Source organism: Streptomyces tatrensis (assembly GCF_049310065.1).
Taxonomy (GTDB): domain Bacteria; phylum Actinomycetota; class Actinomycetes; order Streptomycetales; family Streptomycetaceae; genus Streptomyces.
Genome location: NZ_JBMDLB010000011.1, coordinates 230617 through 246546, shown reverse-complemented (window position 1 = coordinate 246546; position 15930 = coordinate 230617). Strand labels below are relative to the sequence as shown.

Annotated in this window: 15 protein-coding genes; 6 read left to right on the top strand and 9 right to left on the bottom strand. The window is 71.0% G+C overall.

Going from position 1 to position 15930, the window contains the following annotated elements; translation table 11 throughout:
• Positions 1-28: 28 nt before the first annotated feature.
• From ACODT5_RS16810 to ACODT5_RS16795, 4 genes are all read right to left on the bottom strand, one after another.
• On the bottom strand, positions 29-520 hold the full coding sequence (locus tag ACODT5_RS16810; protein WP_422520102.1) for a hypothetical protein: 492 nt from the start codon (positions 518-520) through the stop codon (positions 29-31).
• 194 nt (positions 521-714) lie between these two features.
• A complete protein-coding gene (locus ACODT5_RS16805) occupies positions 715-1998 on the bottom strand; it encodes a sulfite oxidase (protein ID WP_422520101.1) in 1284 nt (427 codons plus the stop codon).
• Between the two features lie 251 nt (positions 1999-2249).
• The gene (locus tag ACODT5_RS16800) at positions 2250-2828 is read right to left on the bottom strand and encodes a uridine kinase family protein (RefSeq protein ID WP_422520100.1); all 579 of its coding nucleotides are present in this window, start codon (positions 2826-2828) and stop codon (positions 2250-2252) included.
• A gap of 230 nt (positions 2829-3058) precedes the next feature.
• Positions 3059-3712 (bottom strand): HAD family hydrolase, encoded by a 654-nt coding sequence (locus ACODT5_RS16795; RefSeq protein WP_422520099.1) that lies wholly within the window; start codon positions 3710-3712, stop codon positions 3059-3061.
• Between the two features lie 1216 nt (positions 3713-4928).
• On the opposite strand from ACODT5_RS16795, the gene ACODT5_RS16790 reads away from it, so the two are divergent.
• Positions 4929-5312, top strand: coding sequence for a hypothetical protein (locus ACODT5_RS16790; RefSeq protein WP_422520098.1), 384 nt, complete (start codon positions 4929-4931; stop codon positions 5310-5312).
• A gap of 585 nt (positions 5313-5897) precedes the next feature.
• On the opposite strand, the gene ACODT5_RS16785 is transcribed toward ACODT5_RS16790, so the two are convergent.
• A complete protein-coding gene (locus ACODT5_RS16785) occupies positions 5898-6530 on the bottom strand; it encodes a DUF2461 family protein (RefSeq protein WP_422520097.1) in 633 nt (210 codons plus the stop codon).
• A 113-nt stretch (positions 6531-6643) separates the two neighbouring features.
• Here ACODT5_RS16785 and ligA point away from each other — a divergent pair, with 113 nt between their 5' ends.
• From ligA to ACODT5_RS16770, 3 genes are all read left to right on the top strand, one after another.
• Positions 6644-8704, top strand: coding sequence for an NAD-dependent DNA ligase LigA (gene ligA, locus ACODT5_RS16780; protein WP_422524941.1), 2061 nt, complete (start codon positions 6644-6646; stop codon positions 8702-8704).
• A 144-nt stretch (positions 8705-8848) separates the two neighbouring features.
• The gene (locus tag ACODT5_RS16775) at positions 8849-9868 is read left to right on the top strand and encodes a hypothetical protein (protein ID WP_422520096.1); all 1020 of its coding nucleotides are present in this window, start codon (positions 8849-8851) and stop codon (positions 9866-9868) included.
• A 198-nt stretch (positions 9869-10066) separates the two neighbouring features.
• Positions 10067-10888 carry an AfsR/SARP family transcriptional regulator gene (locus ACODT5_RS16770; protein WP_422520095.1) on the top strand — a complete coding sequence of 274 codons (822 nt, stop codon included), beginning with the start codon at positions 10067-10069 and terminating at the stop codon, positions 10886-10888.
• Between the two features lie 79 nt (positions 10889-10967).
• Here the strand turns inward: ACODT5_RS16770 and ACODT5_RS16765 are convergent, their stop codons facing one another.
• The 4 genes from ACODT5_RS16765 to ACODT5_RS16750 all read right to left on the bottom strand — a co-directional run bounded on the left by ACODT5_RS16765 (position 10968) and on the right by ACODT5_RS16750 (position 14113).
• Complete coding sequence (locus ACODT5_RS16765) at positions 10968-12200, bottom strand: class I adenylate-forming enzyme family protein (protein ID WP_422520094.1); 1233 nt, start codon at positions 12198-12200, stop codon at positions 10968-10970.
• Between the two features lie 226 nt (positions 12201-12426).
• Positions 12427-12972, bottom strand: coding sequence for a methylated-DNA--[protein]-cysteine S-methyltransferase (locus ACODT5_RS16760; protein WP_422520093.1), 546 nt, complete (start codon positions 12970-12972; stop codon positions 12427-12429).
• A gap of 59 nt (positions 12973-13031) precedes the next feature.
• Positions 13032-13847: an MGMT family protein gene (locus ACODT5_RS16755; RefSeq protein WP_422520092.1), complete on the bottom strand. Its 816-nt coding sequence runs from the start codon at positions 13845-13847 to the stop codon at positions 13032-13034.
• On the bottom strand, positions 13844-14113 hold the full coding sequence (locus tag ACODT5_RS16750; RefSeq protein ID WP_422520091.1) for a sigma-70 family RNA polymerase sigma factor: 270 nt from the start codon (positions 14111-14113) through the stop codon (positions 13844-13846). The genes ACODT5_RS16755 and ACODT5_RS16750 overlap by 4 nt, the downstream gene beginning before the upstream one ends.
• On the opposite strand from ACODT5_RS16750, the gene ACODT5_RS16745 reads away from it, so the two are divergent.
• Positions 14066-14749: a 2-amino-3,7-dideoxy-D-threo-hept-6-ulosonate synthase gene (locus tag ACODT5_RS16745; protein WP_422524940.1), complete on the top strand. Its 684-nt coding sequence runs from the start codon at positions 14066-14068 to the stop codon at positions 14747-14749. The genes ACODT5_RS16750 and ACODT5_RS16745 overlap by 48 nt on opposite strands.
• Positions 14746-15849 (top strand): 3-dehydroquinate synthase II family protein, encoded by a 1104-nt coding sequence (locus ACODT5_RS16740; protein ID WP_422520090.1) that lies wholly within the window; start codon positions 14746-14748, stop codon positions 15847-15849. The genes ACODT5_RS16745 and ACODT5_RS16740 overlap by 4 nt, the downstream gene beginning before the upstream one ends.
• Positions 15850-15930 lie beyond the last annotated feature (81 nt).

Below are 15930 nucleotides of genomic sequence, written 5' to 3'. Positions count from 1 at the left end.
CAACAGCACGCGTGTCGGAGGCTTTGTGTCAGGAACCGGCAGGGGTGCTGCCGCGGGCTTTTCGCGCGTAGGGGGTACGGGGTGCGGCGTCGAGGACCGCCCAGACGCGGCGGCCGTCGTCGGCGAGGTCGTCGCCGCAGCTGTCCACGGTGGCCAGTGCCCTGAGCTCGGTGAAGACATCGCCCTCGGGAAGGGTCCCGGCCCCGGCCCGGTGACTGAGGGCGACCACGAGGATCTTGTCCGCCTGGTCACCGAGGTGCACGCTGATGCGCCGCCCGCCGTCCCGCACGGCCGCGTCGACCAGGAGCCGGACGGCGGCCTCCAGGTCCTGCTCGTCCAGTCCCGGGTAGCCCCAGCCCCGAACCGTCTGCAGGGCCTGGCCGGCGGCCTTCTTCGCGGCCCACTCGTCCGCCCGGAAGGTCAGGGCCGCGGTCTGCCGGTTGCTGATCCGCATACGCGGCCGTGCCGTGCCCAGCTCGCTCTTCGGCTTCACGACCGGCTGGGGCCGCGGGGCTTCCACCGGCTTCTTCTGCGGGGGTGGCGACCGCGGTGGGTACGACGGCGGGACCTTGGGACCCGTGGCCTCTGGAATGGTCAACTCGGCCTCCCGAAAAGCGGACATCACGTAGCTCTGCCCCATCCTGGCAGTCCCCCGTGAGGGCAGGGGGCGAAACCCGGCCTGCCCCACTTTTCGGTGACGGTGTCCCGGAAGGCTCAGACCACCGTGACCGGGTGGCGGACGACCGCGTCGAAGAGGTACCCCTGGGTGTTGTGCGCGGCCGTCGCGGGCTGCGTCCGCCCGGTCGCGTCCGTGGCCCGTGCCAGCAGGGCGGTCGCCCCCGGGGTCCGCGGCGTCCACGGCACCGACCAGCGCACCCAGCTGCCGCGGCGCGGCACGTCGTGCAGCCGGGCCCGCCGCCAGTGGGCGCCCCCGTCGGTGCTGACGTCCACCTGGTGCACGGGGGCCGCCCCGGACCAGGAACGTCCGGTCAGCAGCTTCGTGCGGTGCACGGGCACGGTCGCGCCCAGCTCCAGCTCGAAGGCGCTCTTGAGGGTCTGCCGGGTCAGGGGCGCGCTGCCCTGCGGCGGCTGGTCGGGCCCGAACAGCCGGTACAGGTCGGTGTTCCACGGCGTGTACAGCGGCTGCCCGCTCACCTCGATGTCGCCGACCCACTTGATCGAGGAGATCCCGATCCAGTCCGGAACGACCACCCGGACCGGCCCGCCGTGGTCGGCCGGCAGCGGCTCGCCGTTCATCTCGTACGCGAGGATCACGTCGTCCAGTGCCTTCGACACCGGCAGCGGGCGCCGTACCCGGCCCAGGTTCACGCCGTTGGTGACCACCTCGTCGTCCAGGCCCCGGGGCAGTACGTCCACGGCTGCGCGGGTCACCCCGGCCTGCCGCAGCACGTCCGAGAGCCGGGCCCCGCGCCAGCGGGCCACACCGATGGCGCCGAGGGTCCATGCCGTCCCGGTCACCGTCTGGCCCTGCTGGGTGGTGTAGAAGCTCCGGCCGTTGCCCGCGCACTCGATGAACAGCGTCCGCTCGACCACGGGCAGGGCGCGCAGCCGGTCGTACGAGAACTCCACCGGCCCGCCGGACAGCGCGTCGCCCCACACCTTCAGCCGCCAGCCGTCCTGGTCGAGGCGCGGCGTGGCGGTGTGGTTGCGCACGAAGAACCGGTCGACGGGAGTCACCTGGCCCGTGCCGCGCAGGGCGGCGAACTTCGTCTCCGCGTTGGTCCCCCGGATCGTGAACAGCTCGGGCGGCAGCGGCTTCACGATCGAAGGCAGGACGGCGGTTCCCGCGGCCACCGCGGCTTCGGCGGCTTCGGCCGTCCCGACGGCGCCCAGCCCGAGCGTGCCGGCCGCCGCTCCCGCAGCGAAGAGCCTCAGCAGGTCACGGCGGTCCACTCCGGCCGAGCGGGCGCGGCCACGCGCCCACTGGCGCAGGCGCGCACGGTCGTACTGGCTCTCGTCGGACAGGTCGAGGGGCATGGCGGGTCACTCCTTGATCGCGATTCCCGACGGACCCTAGGAGTCCGTCCCCGAGCACGGGAACCCTCTCGTAGCGATGGCCACGAACCTGCAACACGGCCGAAATGCCGGGGCGTCCAGCTCCGCTCCGATGACCGGCACGATCGCGCTGACCGCAGCCTCGTACCCCCGGGACCAGCCGGCGCCGCCATGCAAGTCATGGGGAACAGCGACGAACGGCTCGACACCACATGACGGTGAGAACGCGGCGGCTACGGCGCCGAGGTGTTCCGGCGCTGCTTGGTCAGACAGGCCCGGAGCTCGGCAGCGAGTTCGTCGACGGAGCCGGTCCCGTCGAGGACGAGGTGCGCGTGCCGGCGGGTGGGGGCGACGTGGCGGGCGTAGGACCGGTGACTCGTGTCGTACCCGAGCAGTCCTGGGGTCGGGTCCAGGCCCTCTTGGAGTTTGCGGAGGGTTTTGCGGACGACGCGGATGTCGGCAGGGGTGTCGACGTACACGCTGAACGTGGCGATGGCGGTGAGCTCCGGCAGGGCGAGCGCGAAGGTGCCCTCCACGATCACGAGCGGAGCGGTCGAGTGCTCGGCGATCGCGGTTTCGATGCGCACACGGTCGAGGGCGAGCGGGTCGCTGAAGTCGACGACCCGCCCCGGCCCGTCGAAGCGGGGGACGCTGGGGGCCAGGTCAGGGTCGCGGTGGTAGCAGGAGTCGAGGTGGACCAGCGCTGCGCCGGGCACCGAATCTGCAAGGGCGCGGGCGAGAGCGGTCTTGCCGCAGCCTGCGCCTCCGCCGATGAGCAGGATCTGCGGCCGAGAACGCTGGTTCGGGTTCACAGGCGCGTTGCCTCAAATCCAGGTCGGGTTGAGGTCGCGAGTGTAGTGACGGACCGGAGTGCTCTCTCCTTCGGCCGAAGACGGTGCCCGTCTGTTCGCACCGATACCTGCCTGCGGGCCGGATCGTCAGGACGGAGCCTGTGCCGGCCAAGCGGCCGTCCCCTTCTGGCGAGACCTCGCGGGGTGAAGTCAGTTCCTGTGGTTGATGGCGCTGAGTGGCCAGGTGGTGGTCACTGATCCGCGAGGAGGCCGGGCAGTTTGCGCATGTCGTCGAAGACAACGGTGCCGGGACCTTCGAGTCGGTCCGCGGGGGTCATCCCCCCGGCGTAGGCGAATGCCCGCATGCCTGCGGCTCGGGCGGCTTGAAGACCGTACTGGCTGTCCTCGATCACGGCGCATGCCTCGGGCGCGATTCCCATCTGTCGCGCGGCGTGGAGGAACAGGTCCGGGGCGGGTTTGCCGTGCTCGACCTCGGTGGCGCTGAAGATGCGGCCTTCGAAGCGCGGGTAGAGACCGGTGAGCCCCAGTGTGAAGCGCATCTTGTCGTGGCTCCCGCTGGATGCCACGCAGGTGGGGAGGCCCGTGAGCGCATCGAGGGCGTCGATGATGCCCTCGACGGGGGTGAGTTCAGCGGTGAACGCATCGCGGTAGAGGTGCTTGAACTCCTCCTCCCAGTCGGCCGGCAGGCTGTGCCCGAGGTGCTCCTCTATCTGCCGCGTCATCGACTGGCTCGAGCGGCCCATGAACCGGTCGACGATATCGGCTTCGGTCAGGCTCCATCCCAGCTTGGCCAGGACGAGTGCGTCCACGCGCACCGCGATGCGTTCGCTGTCGACCAGGACGCCGTCGCAGTCGAATATGACGAGTTCGATTGGATGGATCATCCGCACAGGATAGGTGGGCTGTCCCAGCAGGTAGGTGCCGCATGGCCGGGAACGAGCCTGTGTGCAACGGTCGTCGGGTGCTAGCGTCCCCCGATTGATCGATTCCTGGGGGGAAACATGCGAAGGCCCTTGGATGCCGGTGCCGGTGCCGGTGCCGGTGCCGGTGTCGCGATCGCGATGCTGTTCAGTGGCGGTGTGTTGGCTGCGGGGGAGGCTGTGACGGCCGGGGAGCCGTAGTTCGGCTTCAGCGGGCTCGGAGACAAGGTCCTCATGCCGGGTGAAGGCTGGGGACAGCTTTCGCCATCGAGCCCGGGTGGCGCGGAGCCGGACGGCACGAGGGGCCCCCGGCGGGCGCACGCGACGATCACGGCCAGGAGCAAGGCGCACGTCGCGCAGAACACGATGGCCCTGACTACGCCCACGCTGCCGGCCGGTGGTTCGGTGCAGCACACCGTGAAGCTGCACGCGGTCGCCACGGGGGCCATCACCCTGTGCGTGGGGGAACTGGCCGTTGCGCGCGCGGCCATGCACGACAAGCTGCGCGCACGCTTCGTACGCGACGCCGAGGACCACACCGCAGTGCCTACGGCCCCCTCGGCTTCTACCGCGGACTGGCCGAAATGGAGAGCCCCGCCGCACGGTGGCCGCACTTCCTGGGCATCCAGCAGGAGGCGGTACCCCCGTTCGTGGACGCGTTGTCTAACACCCCCGTGGGGGGCGCCACGGGCCGGATGACGGAGCCGACGCCGTTCCGCCGGATCCTCACCGACGACCTGGTCGAGGAGGTCCGCGGCATCTGCGCGAGCACCGGGGGGACAGGTTCGCGTCCTGCCCGACGCCCACCACCTCGTTCAGGAGGACGAAGCGCTCGACCGCCTCCGCGGTGCCGGCCTCCACATCTGCTCGACCCCGGACGGGAGACCGTACGAACGCCCCGGCGTACACGGCCTGGTGGGCGCCCTCGCCTCGATCGAGGGCGGCACCATCCCCCGCGGGAGCCGGTTCCTGATCGTGCACACCGGAGGCGCCGGCTACTGCCGTCACACCCCCTACTACCCCGACCGCGTCCTCCAGCCGGACACCGCACGCTCCGGATCGCGGAGCTGCTCGACCAGCAGACCCGATAGTCCGCTACCTGCTCGACCTCCGCTCTACCGCCGGGGCGCATGCCTTTCGCGAATGCCGTCGATGGCTGCCCGGAGGGCAGACTGCGCACATGCAGCTCCCCGCCGAAGCCCTTGCCGCCACCGTTCTGATCGAGGTCGTGAGGATCTCCGCCCTCCCGGCCAAGCGGGGCGCCCCGTACCCCGGCAGGGCGGTCGCCCACTGGGCCGGGAGCGAGGCCACCGACGCCCTGACCTTGATCGAGAACCTGCCCGGCAGTGGGCAACACCGTTGCGGCTTCTCGCCGAGCTGGAGCGTCCGGGCGTACGAGGACTCTCTCGACCTGGCACTGTTCGAAGCGGCGTTCTGCTTTAGCTGCCACGAGGTCCGCATGCACGGAACAGCCGTGCCACCCGCGCTGGCCACGCAGTTCTTCGACGCGGACACCCCATCGGCCCAGGCACTCCTGGCCCTCTTCCGTGCGGCGACCCCATAGCCGGCCGACGGGATGAGGGCCCGCAGGAGGGCGACGGCGCCCGGGGTGACGCGCCGAAATGGCTTGCCACGAGGTCGGCCGTCGGCTGCTTGCCGACCGCGCTCCGCAGCCTGGCGTCGATGTCCTTCCCTTCTATGCCCTGGTCGTCTCCGTCCACCCGTGCGGTGATGTCGAACTCGCCGAGCTGAGCGCCGTGCGGGCCCGTTGGTCGGACCTTGACCGTCTGCCCGACGCCGGGTTCGTCGTCGCCGCGTCCCGCGCCCGCCGGTACGAGGACGCGGAGACGAACCAGGTTGAGGTCTTCGACGCGCTCGGCCGCGAGACCTCGGGTACTTCGACGAGAACCCGGCCGGAATCCGCCGCTGGAGCGCCACGGGCCGGCTCGACTGGACGTCAGACGGAGCCTGGGTGCCCATGCCGTGGCCGTCCACGGCGATCGGGTGGCCTTCTACGGCGGCTACGGCGAGGGGCGGGACCGACTCGCCCACGGAGAGCCCACCGAAACGTCCGTCGAGCCAACGGAAGTCGGCCTGTGGGGCGTGTTCGACCTCAGCGGCTGATACCCAGCACGGGGAAGGGCATGTGTCAGGCGGCATGCTTCACGTGGCGGACCAGCCACGTGAGCAGCGCGTCCAGGTCGCCGGCGGCCGCGAGGACCCGGGCGACCGCCTCGGGGGTGTGCAGCCACTCCTCGGAGCCGAGGGGGCGGGCGGCGATCAGCGAGCGGTGGCGCAGCAGGTCCGTACGGGAGTGGTTCGTCGGATAGCCGCGCGGGGGACGTTTCATCACGTCCCCGGAGATCTCGTAGCCCTGCTTCCGCAGGTCCTCGACGATGGCGGACAGTTCGCGGCCGCTCCCCTCGGAGGCCACGGCCTTGCGGAACCTGTCGACCTGGCCGGGATCGGGGTACCACCAGGCGCCCTGGATCCGCAGGCCGTCCAGGGAGAAGCGGAGACCGATCTCGACCTTGCGGCCGAGGCGGATCACCGCGCTCTGGTTCTGCCACCACCAGGAGTCGGTGCCGTAGTGCCAGACGGAGAAGTCCTCGTATCGGGAGTCGGCGTCCGCGACCTCGTTGAGCAGGGCGATCATCGGCTCCCGGACCAGGCGTTCGCGGTCCGCGCGACAGCGCTCACGGGTCGTGTGGGTCGGTTCGCCCTGGAGCTGCCACAACACATCCATGGCCTGCTCAGGCCAGCCGGTGAACTGACTGTGCATGCGGGGCAGGTTAGCTCACCGCCTCCGTCGTTCCCCCTGTGCCGCAGAGCGCCCGGTCGAGTGGCGCGGCACGGGGGGGAGCTCCGGCGGCATTGTCAGTGCCGGGCAGCATGATGACCTGCATGACCGAAAACAGCGCCCTGCTTTCCCCTCTCGCCTACACGGAGGCCGTGACCGCCGCCGTGGCGGCGTCGGCCGCGTACTACGGCGACGGGACCACCCCGCTCGGAGACGACGAATACGACGGGCTGCTCCGCGCCATCGCGGCCTACGAGGAGGCCCACCCGGACGAGGTGCTTGCCGAGTCGCCGACCGGGAAGGTCGCGGGCGGGGCTGTGCAGGGCGATGTGCCGCACTCGGTTCCCATGCTCTCCCTCGACAACGTCTTCGACGCCGACGAGCTCGCCGAGTGGGCGGCGGGGCTGGAACGGCGTCTGGGGCACCCCGTGGCCGGGTGGTGTGTGGAGCCGAAGCTCGACGGCCTCGCGATCGCCGCTCGCTACCGGGGCGGCAGGCTCGTTCAGGTCCTCACCCGCGGCGACGGCCTGGCCGGCGAGGACATCACCCACGCCGCCGATGCCGTCCTCGGTCTGCCCCCGGTACTGACCGAGGCGATCGACGTCGAGCTGCGCGGCGAGGTGCTGCTGACGACCGAACAGTTCGAGGAGGCCAACCGGATCCGGCTCGCCCACGAGGCCACGCCCTTCGCGCACCCGCGCAGCGGAGCGGCCGGCACCCTGCGCGCCAAGGACCGCCCGTACCGGATCGAGTTGACCTTCTTCGCCTACAGCGCGATCGGCCTGAACGACCTCGGCCATGTCGCCCTGCTGGAGAACCTGGCCGCGCTCGGCGCGAACACGGCCGCCGGCACGGCCGCCGCCCCGATGCGCTGCGAGACCGTGGAGCAGGTGCAAGAGCGCATCGACGTGATCGCCGGCCTGCGCGCAGACCTGCCGTTCGGGATCGACGGAGTCGTCGTCAAGGCCGACACGGCCGAGGACCAGATGCAGGCCGGCAGCGGCTCGCGGGCCCCTAGATGGGCGGTGGCCCGCAAACTGGCGGCCGAACACAAGGTGACGCGCCTGCTGGCGGTGGAGTGGAACGTCGGCCGGACCGGGATCATCGCCCCGCGCGCCGTCCTGGAGCCCGTGGTCATCGACGGGGTGACGGTCACCTACGCCACGCTCCACAACCCGTCCGACATCACCCGTCGCGGGCTCATGATCGGCGACCAGGTGTTCGTCTACCGGGCCGGCGACGTGATCCCCCGGGTAGAGGCACCGCTGGTCGACCAGCGCACCGGTGCCGAGAGCCCGATCGTCTTCCCCGAGGTCTGCCCCCGCTGTGGCGACGCGATCGACACCTCCGAGCAGCGGTGGCGGTGCGTGCGCGGCCGCAGCTGCCAGGCCGTTGCCTCGGTGATCTACGCGGCCGGCCGCGACCAGCTCGACATCGAAGGCCTCGGCGGCACGCGCGCGATCCAGCTGGTGGACGCCGGCCTGGTCAAGGACGTCGCCGACCTGTTCACGCTGACCCGCGAGCAGCTCCTCGGTCTGGAGCGGATGGGCGAGACCAGCGCCGCCAACCTCCTGGCCGCGATCGAGACTGCCCGCGGGGCCGCATTGAGCCGCGTGTTCTGCGCCCTCGGTGTCCGCGGCACCGGTCGTACGATGTCGCGGCGGATTGCCGCGCACTTCGGCTCGATGGCCGCGATCCGGGCCGCCGACGCGGACGTGCTGGCCGCAGTCGACGGCATCGGCACCGAGAAGGCCCGCGTCATTGCGGCCGAACTCGTCGAACTCGCACCGCTCCTCGACAGGCTCCAGGCCCAGCGGGTCGGCACGCAGGTCACCGAGCCGCAGCAGCCCGCAACCGAGGCAACCGACGCGAGCGACGGCGAGGACAAGGCGGGCGGCCCGCTGACCGGCCAGGCCGTCGTGGTGACCGGCTCCATGACCGGCCCCCTTGCGGTGCTGTCCCGGAACGAGATGAACGAACTGATCGAGCGGGCCGGCGGAAAGGCATCGTCGTCGGTGTCGAAGCGCACCACCCTCCTGGTGGCGGGCGAGAAGGCCGGATCCAAGCGCGCCAAGGCGGAAGAACTGGGCATCCGCATCCTCGACCCCGAGGAATTCGCCGCCCTCGTCGCCGACCTCCTCCCCACCACCGCCTAGCCCTCGCCGCCCGCAAGCCCTCGGCCCGGCTCTGCCCTGCCGTGTAACTCATACCTTGGCGTCAGTGGTTCCTCACCCGGCTGGGGGAGAGACATCGGTCCGGCGGCTGACGCCGCCCTCCGCCGTCGGTGCGACGTTCGGAGCATGACCAGTGTGGAACGGACGATGAAGGCCCCCCGGAGTGCCCGGTGGCAGCGACGGCCGCGCCGGGTGGCCTGGGCAACGGTGCTGTGGGGGGTGCTGTACGCCGGATTCGGCCTGGCGTGCGCGCTGAGCGGGACCTCCTTGCTCCACCACGGCGGTGGCCCATGGGCCACCGGGCTCGGGTGGGTGGTCGTGGCGGTGGGCGTGCTGGTGACTTCGGTCAGCGGTGCGGTGGTGCGGTACGGGCTGCGGCCGGAGTTGCGGGTGCTGCTCTGGGTGGCCTGTGGACTTGCCGGGATCACCGCGTTCAGCCTGCTCATGGATGTGATCACGCTGATGGTCGGTCAGGGGGTGGACAGCCGGGCGTCCGCTGCGAACAAGGCCCTGGCGGCGGTCGGGGCGGTCCTGCTCGCAGCCACCGCCAGGTCCGACCGCCTGCCCGCCGGAACTGCCGTAGGAGCGTCGGCCGGTGTGTCGCGGCTCAGCCAACTCGCCGCCTGGGCCGGGACGCTGGCCTTCGTCCCGTACGCGGCGATGAAGCTGGTCTGGGCGTCCGGCGGCACGTTCGCGGGTATCACCGGCGAGGAGATGCTCGCGGTTTCGGAGCGGAACGGCGCCTCGGGGATCTTCCTCACCCTGGAGTCCTGGGGCCTGGACCCCACCGCGCTGCTGGCCGTCCTCGGCGTCTTCCTGCTCTGGGGCCTGGTTCGCCCGTGGGGGCAGGTCTTTCCGCGCTGGACGCTGTTCCTGCACGGTCGTCGAGTGCCGCGCTGGCTCCCGCTCGCCCCGGCTCTGCTGGGCGCTGCCACGCTCGCGCCGTACGGCGTCGTGGGAGTCGCGTACTTGGTCCTGGCCACAGCCGGCGCAGTGACCATGAGACCCGGCGACTTCCATTCCTCGGGCGACGCGCTGATGGTCGGCTGGGTCGGGATAGTCGCCTTCGCCGTCTACGGCATTGCCCTGACCATCGCGGCCCGCTCCTACTGGCTTCGGACGGGGAAAGGCGCCCACCGCGCGTGAATGCTTCAAGTGCGCCGTGTGAAGAAAAAGTAAGCAATTCTCTCAATGAGTGGGCCCGTGTGGATCACTGTTGCTTGATGTAGGATGTTTTGGCATGCTGCAAGTCGCACATGCGTAGATTCTTCCACAAATTCACCACCCCCCACGAGCTGCCTGGGATCGTATTCGGCGACATACGATGCTTGCTTTGGAGTCTGAATGGAGATCGGAATATTAGGCCCTCTTGTCATATCGAAAAATGAGCCGCCCAGATACGTCGAACTCGCCCCGAAACCCCGCACCGTACTCGCCCTGCTGCTGTCAAATGCAGGAGGAATACTCCCCGCCTCCTCCTTGGTGCGCGAAGTGTGGGGTGATGCCCCGCCGGTGAGTGCGCTGAGGAGCATCCAGACGTACGTGCTCCAGTCGCGCAAGGTGTTGTCCCAGCTCACAGGGGCTCCCGTCCGGGTGGTTGCCGGTGAGATGCTCCTCACGCGGCCGGGCGGTTACACCTTCAGCGATGCGGCCGGACAATTCGATTACCGGCGCTATCTGGAGCTCGCCGAACCAGGTCGAAGAGTCATACGTGAAGGTGCTCTGGCCGAGGGAATCGATTTGCTGACGCGGGCTCTCGCGTCCTGGCGGGGTCCTGCGTTTGTGGACATCGTGACCGGGCCCGCGCTCGAATCCCAGCGGATTCAGCTCGAAGAATCCAGGCTCGGTGTCGTGGAAATTCTCTCGGAAGTCCGCATCCGCGTCGGCCACTATCACGAGGCGCTTTCAGACCTGGCGGTCGCGGTGTCGGAGTACCCCCTGCATGAGGGGTTGAATTACCAGTACATGCGTGTTCTGGACATCGTCGGATCCAGGGCGCGCGCCCTGGAGGTATTCAGCCGCCTGCGGCTGAATCCCCGGTGCAGCAGTTGCAGCACCGGATCCTCAACGCCCGGGACCTTGACGACGCCGCCCCGTACGCGGCGTCGTCGGGCCGGATGGTGCGAGAGGTCTAGGGGTCCAGTGGCCGTCCGAACCTCTCATTAGATGAACACCTTCCGCGGTCCACCGGTTGCGCTGCCGCCGCTGCCGCCGCTGCGCTGCCGTGAGCGTCGTCGGCAACGGCTCACCGCGAGGGCCGCCCGCCGCGGGTCAGGGCCCGCCCGGCGGTCCGGTCGAGGAGCAAGTCGCGGTCCGCCCCGCGGGTCAGGCTGCCGCGGTCCGCGAACGGGTCGATCCTGCCGAGGATCCGCAGCGCCCCGCTGGCCGGGTCGAAGACCGCCCGGTCACGGGTGCTGAGCCAGCCGGCCCCACCGTGCGGACCGTCGGCGAGGAAGCGCGCGGGTGGCTCTTCCTCGCCGAGGTAGGGGGTACGGGCCAGACGCACCTGCAACTCCCCGCCCTCCATCCGCACCCGCGCCATCGGCACGACCAGCCCCACCGTGCCCGGGCCGTACCAGCCCGTGGGGTCGGCGGCCACGATGCCGGTCTCGGTCGTCCCGTACGCCTGGCCGATGCGGACGCCGTAGCGCTCCGTGAACCGCGCGTGCACCCGGTCGTCGAGCCGGTCGCCGCCGGAGATCGCACGCCGCAGGCCCGGCACCCGTACGGGGCGTTCGGCCAGGGCGAGTTCCGTGAAGTGCCCGGTGGTGCCCAGGATGGTGTCGGTGCGCGAGCGGATGGCGGCGCGCAGCGCGGCAGGGCGCCCGGCACGGGTCGGAAAGACGGTGGCGGCACCGACGTTCATGTTGTGCAGGAGGCCGCCGACCAGGTTGAAGGAGTGTGCGACCGAGCCCAGGACGAGCACGCGCGAGCCTGCCTCGGGCATGCCGCCGATGCGGTGGAAGACGTCGAGCTCGGCGAGCAGGGACTCCGGTGTGCGCCCGACGGCCTTGGCGAATCCCGTGCTGCCGGAGGTGAAGTGGACCAGGCAGTGGTCGGTGGTGGCGCGGGCGCCCCCGCGCATGCGGCGCACGAGGACCTCGCACTCGTCGTGGAAGGCGAGCAGGGAGGGTCCGGCCGATCCGAAGGAGACGTGGAACTGGGGCCGGCAGCGGTCGAGGAGCCGGCTGAGCTCGCGGCCGCGTATCTCCTGCCCCATCAGCATCACCTGGGCACCGATCGACCACAGGGCGAAGACCGACCACACCTGGGAGAAGCTGGGGGTGCCCTGAAGGGCCACGGTGCTGCCGGGCCGGATCCCGTGCGCCCTGAACAGCCCTTCGAGCCTGCCCGTCCGGTCGCGCAGGTCCCGGTAGGTCACCTCGTGTCCGGCCTGCGCCCAGACGGCGTCCGCCGGGTGCCGTGCAAGAAGCTCCTCCCCCCACCAGCCGGGCTTGCTCTCGGGTAAGTCGCGCATGCGGATGCTCACTCCCCACTCGTATCAGGACCGTGTCACACAGAACCGAACACCGGAGCGCGGGAATGGGTTGCATCAGGGCGGGGGAAGGGCCGGGGAAGGGCTGGGGAAGTGGGGAAGGGCCCGAAAGAACCGGAAGAAGTGGGGGAGGGGCCGGCGGCGCGGGGGATGTGGCCGCCGGCCCCCGTTCACGGGCGGCCGCGAGGCCGCTGGGGGCCGGCCGGGGTCAGTCGGCTTCCAGCTCGAGGAGGTACTGCTTGGCGGCGGCGCCGCCCGCGTACCCGGTGAAACGCCCGGAGACGCCGACGATGCGGTGGCAGGGCAGCACGACGCACAGCGGGTTGGAGCCGAGCGCCGTCCCCACCGCCCTGGCCGCCCGGGGCCGCCCGAGGTGCTCGGCGAGGGCGCCGTAGGTGCCGGTCGTGCCGTACGGGACGAAGTGCGTCAGCGCCGAGACCGTCTCGCGGGAGAAGGGGGTGGCCAGGCGCAAGTCCAGCGGAAGCGAGAACTGCCGCAGCCGGCCGCTCAGATACGCGTCGAGCTGGGCGCGCGCCTCGTCGAGGACGTCCCCGGCGGTCCGGTCCGCTCCGCGGTCCGGACCCGGGGCCGGCGCTGCCGGGAGCGAGGCGAGGCGTGGGCGCAGGTCCTCCGGCGCGCCGAAGGCGCAGTACACGAGGGCATTGCCGGTTGCCCCGAGGGTCAGTGTGCCGAGCGGCGTCGGATGGCTGACGAGCACGGCGTCGCCGGTGTGGGGCGAATCGGCGGGGGGCATGGCTGTGATCCTTCCGGTGGTGCCCGGCATGCGGTGCCGGGCGCGCGGTGCGTGAGATTTCAGACGGTGAGGGGGCGGCAGCTGCGGCAGGCGCGATAGCCCGCCCGCCGGGCCTCGGAGGCGCTGTGGAACGGCCGCTGGTGGGGCGGGGTGATACGGCGGGCGTTGGCGCAGGTGGGATGGCAGTAGATGTTCGTGGTGTCGCTGCCCAGGAGGAACACGCCCCGCCCCGACAGCGTGGCCAGACGTTCCATGTCGATCTTCTCGGCCGCGCGCAGCGCCCGGCCGGCGCTGGGCAGGTATCCGGCGTCGCAGGGCGAGCCGTCCTCGTACGTGATCCGGTGGCAGGGGATGAGCAGGGTCGCCGGGTTGGCGGCCAGGGCGGCGACCACGGCCGCCTCCCCGGCGGATCCGACACCGGCCTCCCGGGCGATCCAGCCGACGGGCCGCAGCTGTCCCCGCGGCACGGTCCGTACGGCCTCCAGCACGGTGCGCTGCTGCTCGTCCAGGGGGCCGAGGTCGATCGGCAGGGCCTTCGCCCGGCTGGTCCGCAGGGCGGGGCGCAGGCCGGGGAAGGGCGCGGTGGCGCGGATCGCGGTCCGTCGGGTCCGGCCCCAGTGGACTTCCTCGAACATCTCGGCGCTGGCGACCATCGCTTCCAGTGTGGCGCCGGTGACGGCGACGGGGCTGAAGGCCACGTAGAGGCCCCCGGCGTCCGTTCCCAGGTGCACGTACTGGTCGTAGCGGTCCCGGGATACCCCCACGTGCCGCAGCACCCGGAGCCCGAAGTCCACCGGAGCGGGAGTGGTGAGATCGGCCAGCGCGCTCTCCAGATCGGGCTGCGATGAGGCGGTGCCCTCGGCGTTCGTACTCACTTCAACACCTCCCTTGTGGGCGGGTCCTTGGCATCCATCAGCTGACGAAGGCTACCGATACCCCGCGAGACCTGCGCTTTGACCGTTCCGACCGGGCATCCCTGGGCCTCGGCTATCTCCATGTAACTCAGACCGACGACGTGCCGGAGCACGACGGCGACCCGGGGGTTCTCCGGTAACTCCCTCAGCGCCGACACCAGCCTGGCGCGTTCGACACGCTGATCCGTGACGTCGTCGACGGCGGCGCCGACGGCATCGTCGTCCACAAGGGGCGGGCGCGGGTGATCGATTCCGAAGTCCTCGCGGACTGCTCACTGCTGGTGCACCTGAGCGCCAGCACACCCCACGGTCCCGACGTCAACGCGAAGGTGCTGGTCGGAGACGTCGAGGACGCCATCCGGCTCGGCGCGGACGCGGTGAGCGTGCACGTCAACATCGGCTCGGACACCGAGGCCGAACAGCTCGCGGACCTCGGCGCGATCGCCGCGGCCTGCGACCGCTGGGGCATGCCGCTGCTGGCAATGATCTACCCGCGCGGCCCCCGGGTCGCCGACCCGTACGACCCCACCCTCCTCTCCCACGTCGTCAACATCGCCGCCGACCTCGGCGTGGACATCGTCAAGACGGTCCTCGCCGCTCCGGCCGAGCGCATGGCCGAGGTCGTCGCGAGCTCCCCGATCCCGATCATCGTGGCGGGCGGCGGCGACGGAGTCTCGAGCCTCGCCGACTTCGCCGCCTCCGCGCTCTCCGTCGGATGCAGCGGACTGGCCGTCGGGCGGCGGGTGTTCGGCTCGCCCGACCCCCGCGCGACCGTCCGGGAACTCGCCGGGATCCTGCACGGGTCCATCGGTCCCGGCTCCCTCATTCCCACCACTTCCCCGCGAATGGCAGGTGTTCTGTGAAGCTCAGCTGGATCGACATCCGTTCGGTCGGATCGGCGAAGGACGCGATCGTGGAGGAGGCGATCCACGCGCGCGTGGACGGCATCCTCACCGACGACCCCGCCGACCTGGCCGGCCTGCCGCCCACCGTGCGCAAGGTCCTCTTCCCCCAGGGGCAGACGCTCCCCGAGGACCTCGGAGCCGCCGACGTCGTCATCGTCGAGGCGGCCAAGCACGGTGAGCCCGCCGAACTGGCCCTGCGCCATCCCGAGGTGGAGTTCGGCCGCTACGTCGAGATCATCGACGCGGACACCCTCGAGGACGCCTGCCAGTCGGCGCGCACCGACCGGTGGAGCCTGCTGTGGTTCCGCGACCCGACCAAGATCCCGCTGGAGATCGTGATCGCCGCCGGCGCCAAGGCCGAAGGCAGCCTGGTCACCCTCGCCCAGGACGTGGAGGAGGCGGAGATCATCTTCGGCGTGCTGGAACTCGGCTCGGACGGTGTGCTGCTGGCGCCCGCGGCCGTCGGCGACGCCACCGCCCTGCGGCGGGCCGCCGAGGCGGGCGTCGCGGACGTGGAGCTCGTGGAGCTCGAGGTCACCGCCACCGCGCACGTGGGCATGGGCGACCGGGCGTGCGTGGACACGGCCACGTACTTCCGCGAGGACGAAGGCATCCTGGTCGGTTCGACTTCCAAGGGGATGATCCTCTGCGTCAGTGAGACGCACCCCCTGCCCTACATGCCCACCCGCCCCTTCCGGGTCAACGCCGGCGCGATCCACTCGTACACGCTCGGACAGGACGAGCGGACCAACTACCTGAGCGAGCTGAAGGCCGGCATCAAGATCACCGCGGTGGACATCCACGGCCGGACCCGGCTGGTCACCGTCGGCCGCGTCAAGATCGAGAGCCGACCGCTGATCTCGATCGACGCGGTGGGCCCCGGCGGGCGCACCGCCAATCTGATCCTCCAGGACGACTGGCACGTACGCGTGCTCGGCCCCGGCGGCAAGGTGCTCAACAGCACCGAGCTGAAGCCCGGCGACAAGGTGCTCGGCTACCTGCCCGTAGAGGACCGGCACGTGGGCTACCCGATCAACGAGTTCTGCCTGGAGAAGTGAGCCGGCCGTGGGAGCGGGCGTCCGCCGCCCGCTCCCGCGGTGCCCGGCGGCACAGGCCGCGGCACCGACCGCCGAAGGACG

Coding starts and splice junctions, on each gene's coding strand:
- ACODT5_RS16805 (WP_422520101.1), bottom strand. CDS start 1,998: ATGCCCCTCGACCTGTCCGACGAGAGCCAGTACGACCGTGCGCGCCTG.
- ACODT5_RS16795 (WP_422520099.1), bottom strand. CDS start 3,712: ATGATCCATCCAATCGAACTCGTCATATTCGACTGCGACGGCGTCCTG.
- ACODT5_RS16790 (WP_422520098.1), top strand. CDS start 4,929: ATGCAGCTCCCCGCCGAAGCCCTTGCCGCCACCGTTCTGATCGAGGTC.
- ACODT5_RS16785 (WP_422520097.1), bottom strand. CDS start 6,530: ATGCACAGTCAGTTCACCGGCTGGCCTGAGCAGGCCATGGATGTGTTG.
- ligA (WP_422524941.1), top strand. CDS start 6,644: ATGACCTGCATGACCGAAAACAGCGCCCTGCTTTCCCCTCTCGCCTAC.
- ACODT5_RS16775 (WP_422520096.1), top strand. CDS start 8,849: ATGACCAGTGTGGAACGGACGATGAAGGCCCCCCGGAGTGCCCGGTGG.
- ACODT5_RS16770 (WP_422520095.1), top strand. CDS start 10,067: ATGGAGATCGGAATATTAGGCCCTCTTGTCATATCGAAAAATGAGCCG.
- ACODT5_RS16765 (WP_422520094.1), bottom strand. CDS start 12,200: ATGCGCGACTTACCCGAGAGCAAGCCCGGCTGGTGGGGGGAGGAGCTT.
- ACODT5_RS16760 (WP_422520093.1), bottom strand. CDS start 12,972: ATGCCCCCCGCCGATTCGCCCCACACCGGCGACGCCGTGCTCGTCAGC.